Annotated in this window: 9 protein-coding genes and 2 pseudogenes; all 11 read left to right on the plus strand. The window is 42.9% G+C overall.

What is annotated here, in order from left to right; translation table 11 throughout:
• The first annotated feature begins 336 nt into the window (after positions 1 to 336).
• Entirely contained in the window at positions 337 to 1275 is a 939-nt protein-coding gene (ispH, locus tag LEP1GSC194_RS14050; protein WP_020774209.1) for a 4-hydroxy-3-methylbut-2-enyl diphosphate reductase, read from the plus strand.
• A gap of 440 nt (positions 1276 to 1715) precedes the next feature.
• Positions 1716 to 3926: a PAS domain-containing sensor histidine kinase gene (locus tag LEP1GSC194_RS14055; RefSeq protein ID WP_020774207.1), complete on the plus strand. Its 2211-nt coding sequence runs from the start codon at positions 1716 to 1718 to the stop codon at positions 3924 to 3926.
• Positions 3889 to 5148, plus strand: coding sequence for a response regulator (locus LEP1GSC194_RS14060; RefSeq protein ID WP_020774208.1), 1260 nt, complete (start codon positions 3889 to 3891; stop codon positions 5146 to 5148). The genes LEP1GSC194_RS14055 and LEP1GSC194_RS14060 overlap by 38 nt, the downstream gene beginning before the upstream one ends.
• 17 nt (positions 5149 to 5165) lie before the next feature.
• The gene (locus LEP1GSC194_RS14065) at positions 5166 to 5528 is read left to right on the plus strand and encodes a response regulator (protein ID WP_002995898.1); all 363 of its coding nucleotides are present in this window, start codon (positions 5166 to 5168) and stop codon (positions 5526 to 5528) included.
• Positions 5529 to 5535: 7 nt separating this feature from the next.
• The gene (locus tag LEP1GSC194_RS14070) at positions 5536 to 5934 is read left to right on the plus strand and encodes an STAS domain-containing protein (RefSeq protein ID WP_020774206.1); all 399 of its coding nucleotides are present in this window, start codon (positions 5536 to 5538) and stop codon (positions 5932 to 5934) included.
• A 2-nt stretch (positions 5935 to 5936) separates the two neighbouring features.
• Positions 5937 to 8114, plus strand: a complete 2178-nt coding sequence (locus tag LEP1GSC194_RS14075; RefSeq protein WP_020774204.1) for a chemotaxis protein CheA — start codon at positions 5937 to 5939, stop codon at positions 8112 to 8114.
• A gap of 702 nt (positions 8115 to 8816) precedes the next feature.
• Positions 8817 to 10697, plus strand: a pseudogene (locus LEP1GSC194_RS14080) (methyl-accepting chemotaxis protein); the annotation flags it as partial.
• An 11-nt stretch (positions 10698 to 10708) separates the two neighbouring features.
• On the plus strand, positions 10709 to 11224 hold the full coding sequence (locus LEP1GSC194_RS14085) for a chemotaxis protein CheW (RefSeq protein WP_020774210.1): 516 nt from the start codon (positions 10709 to 10711) through the stop codon (positions 11222 to 11224).
• Entirely contained in the window at positions 11221 to 11724 is a 504-nt protein-coding gene (locus tag LEP1GSC194_RS14090) for a chemotaxis protein CheD (protein WP_020774203.1), read from the plus strand. Before LEP1GSC194_RS14085 ends, LEP1GSC194_RS14090 begins: the two co-directional genes overlap by 4 nt.
• A complete protein-coding gene (locus LEP1GSC194_RS14095; protein WP_020774202.1) occupies positions 11721 to 12770 on the plus strand; it encodes a protein-glutamate methylesterase/protein-glutamine glutaminase in 1050 nt (349 codons plus the stop codon). The genes LEP1GSC194_RS14090 and LEP1GSC194_RS14095 overlap by 4 nt, the downstream gene beginning before the upstream one ends.
• Positions 12771 to 12929: 159 nt before the next feature.
• Positions 12930 to 13443 (plus strand): annotated as a pseudogene (locus LEP1GSC194_RS14100) (IS4/Tn5 family transposase DNA-binding protein); the annotation flags it as partial.

Consider the following 13443-nt stretch of genomic DNA (forward strand, 5'->3'; position numbering starts at 1 on the left):
AATTCTATGCCCGAAAATATATTAAATCGAAAATTAGCCCAATATGGTCTTATGTAAAAAAAAATAGCGGGAGGGCTTGACACAAGAAACATAGGAGAGAGCGTTTCAGCCAACGAGCAGCAGAGCATTACCGAGCGATCCGTAGAGAGCGAGGTTGAGTTTACGAGTGGCTCACAACGAAGTTGGGAAATAGTGACCTATTTTCGAGCTCTTAAGGAAGCGGAGAAATGTTTCGGCTCTTCATTTTCCGTCGTGGAAAACGGATCTCAGAAAAGAGTTTTTTGATTCTTTGCCCGCCGCCGGTTTCGAAGAATGGTAACCAAGACGGAGCCGATCATGTTAGAAAAGATCTATTTAGCCAATCCCAGGGGATTTTGTGCCGGGGTAAAATATGCGATTTCTTACGTGGAACAGGTCCAGGCTAATTCCGAAGAAAGGATATACGTTCGTAAAGAAATCGTACACAACCGCCGTGTGGTGGAAGATATGAAAAAACGAGGAATCCGTTTTATCAACGATCTGGACGAGGCGCCCGACGGAGCCACCGTCGTTTTTTCCGCACACGGGGTCGCGCCTTCCGTCGTAGAAGCCGCCAAACACAGGGGAATGAAAATCGGAGACGCAACCTGCCCTCTCGTTACGAGAGTTCATCGCAAAGCGAGAAGGATTAAAGACACGCACCAGATCATCTACATCGGGCACGAAGGGCACGACGAAGCGATCGGCACCATGGGGGAAGCGGAGATGTTTCTTGTGGAATCTCCAGAAGACGTAATCGTGCTCAAGAAAAGAATCGATCCGAACAAACCGCTTACCTATCTGATGCAAACGACCCTTTCGGTAGCCGATACGAAAAATATCGTGGACCAAATATCGAAAACGTTTCCGTTCGTAGAACATCCCGCTAAAGACGATATTTGTTACGCGACGACGGAAAGACAGGAAGCGGTCTCCTTGATGATGGAAAGTATCGACGCAATGCTCGTGATTGGAGCGGACAACAGTTCCAATTCGTTGCGTCTTTTACAACTCGCTCAAAAATCCAAACCGCATTCGTTTAAGGTGGCCGGAGCCGACGATCTTTCCAAAGAATACATTCAAAATAACGAAATTAGAATTTTAGGTTTGACCGCAGGAGCTTCCACCCCTCAGGTTCTGGTGGACGAAATCATTTCCAAATTAAAAACCTTTTATCCGAACACGGAAGTGGAATTGTATCCCGGTTCCAGGGAAGATTCCATGAACTTTAAACTTCCGGGAATTTTACTCAGCTAAAAAATCAAATGTGTTGAGTGGATTCATTTTAGAAGTCGGAAATCGGTGGACGGTTTAAAATCCTGAACCCTGATTTCTAAAACTCATCCCGGCCTGATGCCAATTGATCGCCGCTGGAAATCTAGGAACTCCTATGTTTCGGGGGAATTAAAGATAGGAGTTCCTAGATTTTACGAACATTAGCCCAAGTTTTACAGTCATGTTTTCCTGTTAACCCCTATCTTCCCCTTGAAATGCAGGAGTTCCCACATTTTAGGATCGATTTTTATGAGACAAAATCCGGATTCATTTTTCGATTTTTCCTTCCAATTCCACCAAAATCCAATTCCGTTCAGTGAATCCAAAATTTACTTTAGAATTTCTTACTTTTTTAATATCTATAACCTTCCGGAATAATAAAATTATTGATCTTTTTATAGAACTACGGATGTTACTCCGTCGTGGAACGAGACCTGGAAAACTTCGAACATTCACAAGAACTTTATGAAATTCTAGTAAATCAGATTTCGGATTCCATATTGGTCACGGACACACAACTGGAACCTCCGGGACCAAAGATCATTTTTGTAAATCCAGCTTTTTGTAAAATGACAGGTTATTTGAAAACCGATTTAATCGGTCGGACCCCGCGGATACTCCAAGGCCCTTTGACAAATCGAAAAACGATGAGGGATTTAAAACGGGCATTGACTCAAGGAAGGGATTTTTCGGGAGAAACGATCAATTATAAAAAAGACGGAAGTCCCTACAATGTGGAATGGCATATTTCCGCGATTCGGAATCCTTCGGGGAAAATCCTATACTTCATCTCAATACAAAGGGACATCACTGAAAAAGTAAAAAAGGGAGAATCGGTTACGAGACATCTTCGTTTGGAAATGGGGATTACCTCGGCTACACAAATCCTTCTTTCTACATCAGTAGAACTTAAAATTCTAAAATACGCAATGGAACAATTTCTCGTATTCGTGGATTCCGAACGGCTCTATCTTTTTAAGAATTCGGAAAACGCGGATTCAGCGGAACTTTTTCTGGAAGTAAACGATCCTTCCTTAGATACGTCCAAAATCCCTACTACCGATTTTATCGTTTACAAAGAAGATTATTCTCGCTGGAAAAAAATTTTTTCTTCGGGGGGTTATCTTCAGGGAAACGTATGCGAATTTCCGGAAAACGAAAAAATTTTTTTCAATCAAAGGGAAATTCGTTCCGTCACATTAATTCCCCTTTTTGTTTCCAACGAATGGTTCGGATTTGCCGGATTCGAGAATTTTAAAACGACCAACGTAATCAAAGAGGAAATTTTTACGATTAGAACTTTCGTGGATTTGATCAGCGTATTTCTAGAACGAAAAAACGTATTAGAAGAATTGAAAGTTCATAGGGAAAAACTGGAAGTCCTAGTAAATCAAAGAACCGAACAACTGAATCTTCAGAAAGAAATGGCGGAAAAAGCGAACAATACCAAATCCGAATTTTTGGCAAACATGAGTCACGAACTTAGAACACCTCTCAATTCCATCATAGGATTTTCCAGACTTATGCAACTTCCGGAGGAAATGGAAAGGGAAAACAAATACAAGGACCTGATCTTTCATTCCGGGGTTCATCTACTGAACATCATCAATGATATACTCGACCTTTCCCGAATCGAAGCCGGTAAACTCGTGTTAAACGAATCCGATTTCGATCTCAAGGAACTGATTTCAACGTCGATCGAAATGATTCTGGGCGAGGCGATCACAAAAAAGATCGGAATGACTTTCGAATTTTTCCCGGTGGACGCCGATTTTGAAATCAAAGCGGACCCGAAACGAATCCGACAAGTGATTCTCAATCTTCTCGGAAACGCGATCAAGTTTACTGATTCTTCCGGTGAAATTCTGATTACGTTAAAAAAACTCGAAGAAAGTTTCGAACTTTCGATTCAGGATTCCGGAATCGGAATTCCTCAGGATGAAATCCATAGAATTTTTGAAACTTTCCATCAGGTTAAAGGAGAGGATCGAGCCGCATACGAAGGAAGCGGACTGGGTTTGCCGATCGTAAAAAAAATCGTAGAGGCCCACCAGGGTTCTATCGAAGTGGAAAGCGAACTCGGCAACGGAAGCAAGTTTAACGTTTTCCTTCCATTCTCTCCCGACTCGAAAAACTCGAATGCCTTCGATTCAAACTTTCAGACCGGATCCTACCGTCAAGACACGGCTTTTCAGGAACCCGTTTATCCGACCGAACTTAAATCCTTACCCGTTCTTCTCGCGATTCAGGATAGAATCTATGACCGAGCCATCGAAAAGTATTTCTTATATAACTCTCAAGAGTTCATTGCGCTCCGTACCGTGAAAGATTTTTCCAAAATACCTCAAGATCCCCATAAAGTATTGTTATATGATACGCGACTGCTTTTGGAAGAAACTGAAGTTGTCAAATCCTTGCGAACGATTTTAAACGAGGATTCCAAATTTAGACATTTGGTTCTTTTGGAAACCGCGGATATTCCGCTTCCCTTTCAGGAAGATCTGCTTCCGTTCTTCCCGGATTATACGATCCAGAATCCGTTTTCTTTAGATAAGTTGAAATCGATTTTAATTGAGATTGAAAAGGAGATATATCTTGGAGATCGAACTGAAAAAGAAGAATACTCTTCATAAAATTCCGAACGACCCTATTTTGATCGTCGAAGACAAACAAGAAAATAGCATTCTTCTGGAAAGTTTATGCGACGAACTCGGCGTAAAACACGAGGTTGCGCCTAACGGAGCCGAGGCGTTGAAAAAAATCGAAGATCGGAAATATTCGCTTTTTATTTTGGACCTGATGATGCCCGTGATGGACGGAGGAACCTTTCTCCTTAAACTTAAAGAGATTTATCCTAACGCGGTGGTTCTCGTTCAAACCGCAATCGACAGCAACGAGAAAATCATCGAGATCATGAAACTCGGAGTTTTCGATTATATTTTAAAACCGATCTATCCCGAGATTTTCCTCAAAGTCCTTCAAAAGGCTTTGAACTATTGTTATCTGAAGAATATGGAAGAGAATCTGGCCGAAATAGAAGGTCAGAAACTACGAAACCAACTCGAATGGCTTACTTATAAGGAAACGATCCGCAAATCCGACAGCGAGTCTTTCGAAAAGAATTCGATTCATAGTTTAAAAACGTCCCTTTCCCAAGGGAGCGGGATCGGCGCTATGACCAGTCTTTTGGATATGATCGATTCGGTTAAAATTCAGGAAGGAAATTTTTACAAGGTAGATAAGGAAATTTTGGATCTGCTGCTTACGAACAATCGAGTCACGAAGAACATGCTCCTCGGCCTTGAAAAGCTGTTGAATCTGATCGATCAAAACTTAGAATCTTGTGTCGTTTCCACCAAGGAAATTTTGGAAAAAATAAAGGAACTTCCCGAGGGTTTAAATTCTTTCCTACAATCGAAAAAAGTTTCCGTCAAACTCCCCGTTTTTAAAAAAGAATATAAGGTAAACGTAAACCTTTCTCTTTTATATCTTGCTACGGAAGAATTGCTTCTCAATGCGTTTAAATACTGCTCCTTCAACTCTCAGATCGATATTTTTGCGAATATCAACCAGAGTTATTTCTGTATAACGTTTAAAAATCGAGTGGATGAAAAACCTTACGGGGGAATTCCTGAAAAGTTTGAACAACTCGTGATCCAACCTTTTTTCAGAATTTATCCGCCGGTCGAAAACGTAAGTCATCTGGAAAAGTTCGGTCTCGGCCTCGGATTGACCGCGGTGGATCATATCGTCCGCAAACATCACGGTTTGTTTTTTATCCACAACGCAAACGACCATACATCCGAAGACGTGAGTCTTTGTGTGCTCGCGGAAATTTTCATCCCCCTCATTTAATCAGGAGAATAGAAAGAATGAAACGAATTCTCATCGTGGACGATTCTGCGGTTTTTAGAAAGATACTCAATCTGCATCTAAGCAATTCGGATTTTTCCATTTTAGAGGCCGTAGACGGACAAGACGGCCTGGATAAATTACAAAACGATAAAGTGGATCTCATCGTAAGCGATATGAACATGCCGAACATGGACGGAATCACGTTCGTAAAAGAAATCAAAAAAGATCCGAAAAATAAATTCACTCCCATCATCATGCTTACCACCGAATCCCAGGCCGAGGTAAAAAGCGAGGGTCTTGCCGCGGGAGCGCGCGCTTGGCTCACAAAACCTTTCTCCCCCGAGGAACTCGTTCAAACGATTCATAAATTATTACCCTGAGTGTTATATGCCATTTTTATTATATAAAGATTTCCAGGATGTCCGATCGAAGTCGGAAGATTCGGACGTTTTCGGTTTGAAAGTAGCAATCGAAGGCGAACTTACGATTTACGAGGCCTCCGAATTTAAGGAAAATCTAGATTCCGTCCTTAAAGATTCTCCCGCTTTATTAGAAATCGATCTTTTTAAGGTCCAAAAGATGGACACTTCTTGTCTACAGATTCTTCTCGCACTCAAAAAGGAAGCACAACGGCGAAATAAAAACGTCCGTTTGATCAATCACAGCCATAACGTTTTGAGGCTGATCGATCTCTACGGGCTCGCTTCTTTTTTAAACGATAAGATCAAACTTTCTAACGAAACTATGAAAGAATTTTCATTTCGATACGGAGCGAACAAGGACTAAGAATGGATCTTTCAGAAGTAAGAGCTACGTTCATTTCAGAATCGGAAGAATTGCTTTCGTCCATGGAATCCAATCTTTTGATCTTGGAAAAGGATTCCAAAAACGTCGAAGGGATCCATTCCGTATTTCGCGCCATTCACACGATCAAAGGAACTTCGGGAATGTTCGGTTACGAACCGATAGAAAAATTCACGCACGAAGTCGAAACCCTTTTGGATCGGATTCGTTCGGGTAAACAAAATCTCACCAAAGAAGGAATCGAATTTTTATTCTTAGCCTGCGATCATATCCGTAATCTTGTTGCCTCCGACGGAGCGCCTATCGACGCCAAAACTTCTCGCAAACAAGCCGATCTCATATCACTCGTTAAAACGTTGCTTTCGGAAAATCTTTCCAACGATTCCGCCGTATCTAATAGAGACACAGACTCTAAAAATTCACAAATTTCTTCCGGCGATTTAAACGTTCCTTCCGGTTCCGCGCATTGGCAGATCACCTTGATTCCCGATTCGCATCTTTTCGAATCCGGCATGGACCCGTATACGTTTATTCAATACTTATCCCAATCCGGAAAGATCGAACATCTTTTTGTTTATCCCGAATCCGTTCCGAATTGGTCGGACTTCAATCCCGAACATTCCTATCTGGGTTTTGAAATTTCATACGATTCTTCAACGGATGGAAAGGAGATTCATTCTACATTAGAATTTTTGAAAGAAGGAAGTTACCTAAAAATCCTTCCTCCCAAATGTAGTTTGAATCTCTTTGCGGAAAATTGTGAAAACTTCCCTCTCGGAAAAGAAGTTTATCTAAACGCCCTCGAAATTCAAAAAGTACTCGCGCCGGAAGAGTTTGAAAAACTCTCGTACACATTCCTTCATTCGGTAGAATCGTATTCTTCCCCGGAAACGTTATCTTCCTCGAAAGACATTCATTCTCCATTTGAACTTCCTTCTCCTTTATCCGGCGAGAAAGCGGAAACTCTCAAGATACAAACAAAAACTCTGAGAGTCGATTCTTCCAAAATTGACACGTTAATCTCTCTTGTGGGAGAATTGATCACCCAAGAAGCGAACCTCAGTAGAAGGATCGTCGATACGGAAAATACGCAGCTGATCGAAAGTTCGGAATCTCTTTATAGACTCGTCAGCGAAATTAGAGAATTTGCGTTGAGTCTCAGGATGGTTCCGATCTCGGATTTATTCGAAAAATACAAACGTGTTGTGCGCGACCTTTCCAAAGAATTGGATAAACAAGTGGAACTCGAAATTTTCGGAGGTGAGACGGAACTGGATCGTTCGGTGATCGAAAAAATCGCCGATCCGATCGTACACATTCTACGAAACGCTCTCGATCACGGAATCGAAACTTCCAAAGAAAGAATTCAAAAAGGAAAACCGGCGACCGGAAAATTACGAATCCAAGCAAGTCACGGCACGGGAAGTATTCTTATAGAAATCAGCGACGATGGAAAAGGTTTGGACTGCGAAAAAATCCTGGAAAAAGCGATCTCAAAGGGATTGATTCCACGCGATCAAATCCTTTCGGAATCGGAAGTCGCTTCCCTGATCTTTCAACCGGGTTTTTCCACGGCGGAGAAAGTCACGAATCTTTCCGGAAGAGGAGTCGGAATGGACGTCGTCCTGAAAAACATAGAATCACTCCGAGGCACCGTTCAGATTCAAACCGCCAAGGATCGGGGAAGTTCGTTCCATATTCGTCTGCCTCTCACTCTCGCCATCATCGACGGTTTTTTAGTCAAGGCCTCCGGTTTATTCTTTATCGTTCCGATGCAGATGGTTCGGGAAACCGTGGAATCGAAAGTCGTTTTTAACGGTTCTTCTTCGGACACCGTCAATCTGCGCGGAGAACTCCTACCGGTTCTTCATCTTTCCGAATTCCTTTCCCTGGAAACGATAACATTCGTAAAAGAGAATATATTAGTTTTAGAATATGAAGACAAGTCATTCGGCGTGGTCGTCAACAATTTGCACGGAGAAATTCAATCCGTAATCCGTCCTATGGCGGAAATTTTCAAGGACGTAAAAGTTTTTAGCGGCACTTCCATTTTGGGAAGCGGAGAAATCGCGTTTATACTCGACGTTCCCGGTTTATACAATTCGATCCGCGACCAAGAACATTCAAAAAACAGGGATTTGGCCGTTAAGACGGGTTCGTAGTTTCAGAGGAATCAATTTTATAAATTTTGAATATGGAGAAATCAAATGTTTCGAAAAAATTTAGGCGTTTGGATCGGCCTGGCTATCACCATAAACGGATTTGTGTTTCTGTCGGTTCAAAATTTTCGCAACGTTCCCGCTAAGATCGGAGAGTTTTCCGAAGGTCGTTCTAGATTTTTTCAGAACGCAAACGAATCTCTTTTAAAAGCGGAAGTTTCGGTTTCGGAATTTTCCTTCCATTTGGCGCTTGGAAAAGAAAAGGAAACCCTTGTTTTTAATTTGGAAGAGATAGAAAAAAATCTGAAAAACCTAAGATCCGTTTTCAACGAGTCGAATTCGAAAGACGATCCTACAATTCGAAAATTCGATAAAAAAATCACCGCCCTTATTTCGACGACGGGGGATCTGAAGGAAAAAATCTCCTCTTCCAAGGATCTCAAAAAAGATTCTCCGATCTTTTTAAAATCCGAATTTTTTACGGACCTATCCTCTTTCAGACGTTCCCGTTCCGAAATTTTAGAAGAGATCATAAAAAAGACCGAAAAACCGTCGACCGCTACGACGGAAACGGATGATCATTTCTGGATTACGATTGTGGAATATTCCGGAATTGCGATTCTTTTAATTTCCTTTTTATGGTGGTTCAACCGTTTCAGTCACAAAACGATTCTCAACTTGGAAATGGAATTTTTAAGAATGAGAACCGCCGTGGATAACGTTACCACGAATATCATGATGGCGGATCGGAATTTCAATGTCGTTTATATGAACAAAGCCATTCGGGAAATGTTCGGTAAAGCGGAGACGGATATCAAAAAACAACTTTCGAATTTCAATCTAAGCGCTTTGATGGGTACGAATATAGACTCCTTTCATAAAAACCCGGCTCACCAAAGGGGATTATTGAACCAACTTACCGGAACCTTTAAATCTTCCATTTCCATCGGAGGCAGGGATTTCGACTTGATCGCCAATCCGATCACAGACGTTAAAGGTAATAAACTCGGAACCGTGGTGGAATGGACCGACGTAACCGAGCAGAACAAAGTCCAAGAACTGAGAAGAATCGAAAACGAGGAACTGATCCGAGTCAAGGTCGCCTTAGACAATACTTCCACCAACATCATGATCGCCGATAACGAATTCAATATTCGTTATATGAATAAGGCGGTGATTCAGATGTTTGAAATCGGGGAATCGGACATCAAAAAACAATTCGCTCATTTCAATCTTAGGAATCTCGTAGGATCGAACATCGATCAGTTTCATAAAAACCCGGCGCATCAAAGAGGAGTTCTCGGCAATTTTACGGGGATTCACAAAGCTACGATCAAAATCGGCGGAAGGACTTTCGATCTGATCGCGAATCCGATTTTGGACACGAGTGGCAAAAGACTCGGCTCCGTCGTGGAATGGTCGGACGTTACGAACCAACTAGCGGTTCAGGAAGAAGTGGAAGGAATCGTAAACGCAGCCGCGAAAGGAAATTTTACGACTCGGATTTCACTGGATTCTCAAACAGGATTTTTTCTCAAACTCAGTCAGTCTCTCAACCAACTTTTGGAAGTCAGCAATCGCGGACTGAGCGAAGTTGTGGAAGCGTTGGAAAGAATTTCAGCGGGCAATCTTACCCAAAAGATCACAAACGAATATCACGGTACTTTCGGAAAGTTGAAAGAATATTCCAATACGACGATGGACAAATTGGGTGAAATCATCGGTGATATCATCATTCGTTCTTCGAGTCTTGTGACTTCCGCAAGCGAGGTTTCGTCTACCGCAAACTCTTTGAGTCAAAGCGCTTCGGAACAAGCCGCGAGCGTGGAGGAAACGACTTCTTCCCTGGAAGAAATGACGGCGTCCATCGATCAGAACGCTCAGAATTCCCGTCAGACGGAGCAGATTTCTTCCAAGTCGTCCAAAGACGCGGAAGAAGGGGGAACATCCGTCATTGAAACCGTAAAGGCGATGAAACAAATCGCGGAAAAGATCGGTATCATCGAGGACATCGCCTATCAGACCAACTTACTCGCGTTAAACGCCGCGATCGAAGCGGCAAGGGCCGGAGATCATGGAAAAGGATTTGCGGTCGTCGCTTCGGAGGTTCGTAAACTCGCGGAGAGAAGTCAAAAATCCGCCAACGAAATCGGCAGTTTAGCGATCAATAGCGTCGCCATCGCCGAAAAAGCGGGTGAACTGATTTCTCAGATCGTTCCTTCGATTCGAAAAACCGCCGATCTCGTTCAGGAAATCACGGCGGCAAGCGACGAACAAGCCGCGGGAGTTTTCGAAATCAATAAGGCCATGGGACAATTGGATCAGGTTTCTCAACAGAACGCTTCCGCCTCGGAAGAATTGGCCGCGATTTCCGAGGAGATGAACGCTCAAGCGGAACAACTCAGGGAATCCGTTCTGTTTTTTAAAATCCAAGAAGGGGACGGTAAACGAACCACTAACGGCGGAGGTCTTTTACGCAAAGAATCGTCCGGAAGCGGGATGATGAAAACGGCTCCTACGATTCGAAAAGAAGCTAAATCCGAATCCGTGGGAATGTCCGTTACCGAAAAGTTCGAAAAATACTAAGAGGAATCAAGATGAACGCTTTGGAAGAAAATCAATTTCTAACGTTTTATCTGGGAGAGGAATGTTACGGAATTGGAATATTACATATCAAAGAGATCATTGAATATTCCGGTTTGACGAACGTCCCTCTAATGCCTGAATTCATTCCGGGCGTTATCAACCTTCGAGGAAACGTGGTTCCGGTTTTGGATCTGAAACATAAGTTTTTTAAAAGTAAGATCGAACCGGATCGTAAGACTTGTGTAATCATCGTAGAACTACATTCTCAAAAAAACGGGGATCAAAAAGAAAAAACTGACTTAGGGATTCTTGTCGAATCCGTCAACGAAGTAGTTTCGATTCCGGGAAGTGATATCGAACCGGCCCCCACTTTCGGTTCTAAGATCAAGGTGGATTTTATCCTAGGAATGGCAAGGCAGGAAAACGGTTTTATCATTATTTTGAACACGGAAAAAATTCTGAATCTGGAAGAACTGACCTCGTTGGAAGAAAATCAACCTTCAGAGGCGCTCTTAGAAAACGTATGACGGAACCGGATACGGTCCGGGATTTGTTTTTACAACCCGGAGGTTTTTGTTGGGGAAGAAAGGATCTTAGAATCAGGACATTACTCGGTTCCTGCGTATCGATTTGTTTCTGGCATCCTTCTCTGCTTTACGGAGGTATGGCGCACGTTATGCTCCCTTCTCGTCCTTCGAACGATTCCAGTTCTACACTAAACGGAAAGTACGCGGACGACGCACTCGATTTGTTTTTTGAAAAGATCGGACAAACGGGCGGAAGAAACGGTCAGTATCAAATCAAATTATTCGGCGGAGCTTCCATGTTTTCCACGGAGGAAGAAAAACTTCTGGAATTCAAATCGATTCGGGATATAGGAATGAAAAATATCCTTTCGATCAAGGAACTCTTAAGCAAAAACCGGCTCCCGATCACTTCCGAAGACTTGGGTGGTTTTTCTCATCGAAGAGTTTTCTTTTCGTTATGGGACGGAGAAATTTACGTGGAAAGACCGGAGTTTTCATGATCCGAGTTTTTATCGTAGACGATTCGGCGGTCGTTCGTCAGGTATTGACTCAAATTTTGAGCAACGACCCGGAAATAAAAATCGTCGGACTCGCTTCCGATCCGATCTTTGCGGCGGAAAAACTTTCCTCCGTTTGGCCCGATGTGTTCATCCTCGACGTGGAAATGCCCCGTATGGACGGGATTTCCTTTTTAAAGAAGGTAATGTCCGAAAGACCTACTCCCGTCATCATCTGTTCGTCGTTAGCCGAAAAGGAATCCGAAACGGCCGTTCTTGCGATGAAACTCGGAGCCATAGACATCATTGAAAAACCCAAGGTCGGATTAAAAAATTTTCTGGAAGAATCGGAGATTCTATTCACCGATTCGGTCAAGGCGGCGTTTGCTTCCGGTGCGAGAATCAAACTGGATTCTTCCCAAAACGGAGATTCTAAATTTTTCGAGAATCACAAACAGACCAAGGCTGATTTTTCCAAGATCAGCACGACGGACAAACTGATTGCGATCGGAACTTCCACAGGTGGAACACAGGCGCTCGAATACATTCTTACGCGATTAGACGTGCATTGTCCAGGCATCGTGATCGTGCAACATATGCCCGAAAAATTCACGGAGGCGTTTGCCAATCGATTGAATCAAATCAGCGAAATTCAAGTCAAGGAAGCGAAGGACGGAGATCGGATCCAACTCGGCTCCGCTTATATTGCGCCCGGAAACAAACACATGGAGATCTATCTAAACGGTGCGCAGTTTCACATCCGGATCGTGGACGGACCTCTCGTCAATCGGCATAGACCCTCCGTGGATATCTTGTTCAACTCGGTTGCAAAGATCGCCGGTCGGAACGCAAAAGGAATCATTATGACCGGGATGGGAAACGACGGAGCCAACGGACTTTTAAAAATGAAACAGGCGGGGGCTTCTACGATCGCTCAGGACGAAGCCACTTGTGTGGTTTTCGGAATGCCAAAGGAAGCGATTTTGAAGGGAGCGGTGGATACGATCCTCCCTCTTTCGAAGATTGTAAGAGAGGTGCAGAATTTTTAGATGAAACGCGATCCGTAGAGAGTGAGGTTGAGTTTACGTGTGGCTCTCAACGAAGTTGAGAAATCAACGCGATCCATAGAGAGCCATAACCTTACCCACAAATATGAGAAAAAACTAGATTTTTCAACCTTTATTTCCAAAGTTAGTAAGGGCCTTATAATGAACACTAAACATTGGAGTAGTACACTCGGAACGGAATTAGATTGGGTGGAGGAAGAATATTTATCGCTGAACTTGGGAGATAAGCGATTAGATAAACGACTCAAGAAAATCGTGAGCGTGATGACAAAACGAGGAGGAACGAGTTTGCCAGATATATTTGGCAATTGGTCAGGCACGAAAGGAGCGTATCGCTTTTTTTCGAATCCGAAAGTATCATCGGAAAAGATCATAGAACCTCATAGTCAAGCAACAAAGAAACGACTTCACCAACAAGAAACAGTCTTGGTATTAAGCGACACAACGAAATCTATTATAGAAAAAGGGATCGTGTAGATGACTTGGGGCCGATGAACTCGGAATACAATCAGGGTCTTCTTTTGCATCCATCGATAGCTTTACGACTGAGGAATCCCTTTAGGCATCCTGGATTTTAAAATGTGGTCACGTACGGAATTAGGCGCCAACCAAAATCAAGACGGAAGAAAAATGTCCATAGAACATAAGGAAAGTG

The organism is Leptospira alstonii serovar Sichuan str. 79601, from assembly GCF_000347175.1.
GTDB classification, from domain to species: domain Bacteria; phylum Spirochaetota; class Leptospiria; order Leptospirales; family Leptospiraceae; genus Leptospira; species Leptospira alstonii.

Bases quoted from the DNA above. Each gene is read 5' to 3' on its own strand.
- ispH (WP_020774209.1), top strand. From the start codon at position 337: ATGTTAGAAAAGATCTATTTAGCCAATCCCAGGGGATTTTGTGCCGGG.
- LEP1GSC194_RS14065 (WP_002995898.1), top strand. From the start codon at position 5,166: ATGAAACGAATTCTCATCGTGGACGATTCTGCGGTTTTTAGAAAGATA.
- LEP1GSC194_RS14070 (WP_020774206.1), top strand. From the start codon at position 5,536: ATGCCATTTTTATTATATAAAGATTTCCAGGATGTCCGATCGAAGTCG.
- LEP1GSC194_RS14075 (WP_020774204.1), top strand. From the start codon at position 5,937: ATGGATCTTTCAGAAGTAAGAGCTACGTTCATTTCAGAATCGGAAGAA.
- LEP1GSC194_RS14085 (WP_020774210.1), top strand. From the start codon at position 10,709: ATGAACGCTTTGGAAGAAAATCAATTTCTAACGTTTTATCTGGGAGAG.
- LEP1GSC194_RS14090 (WP_020774203.1), top strand. From the start codon at position 11,221: ATGACGGAACCGGATACGGTCCGGGATTTGTTTTTACAACCCGGAGGT.
- LEP1GSC194_RS14095 (WP_020774202.1), top strand. From the start codon at position 11,721: ATGATCCGAGTTTTTATCGTAGACGATTCGGCGGTCGTTCGTCAGGTA.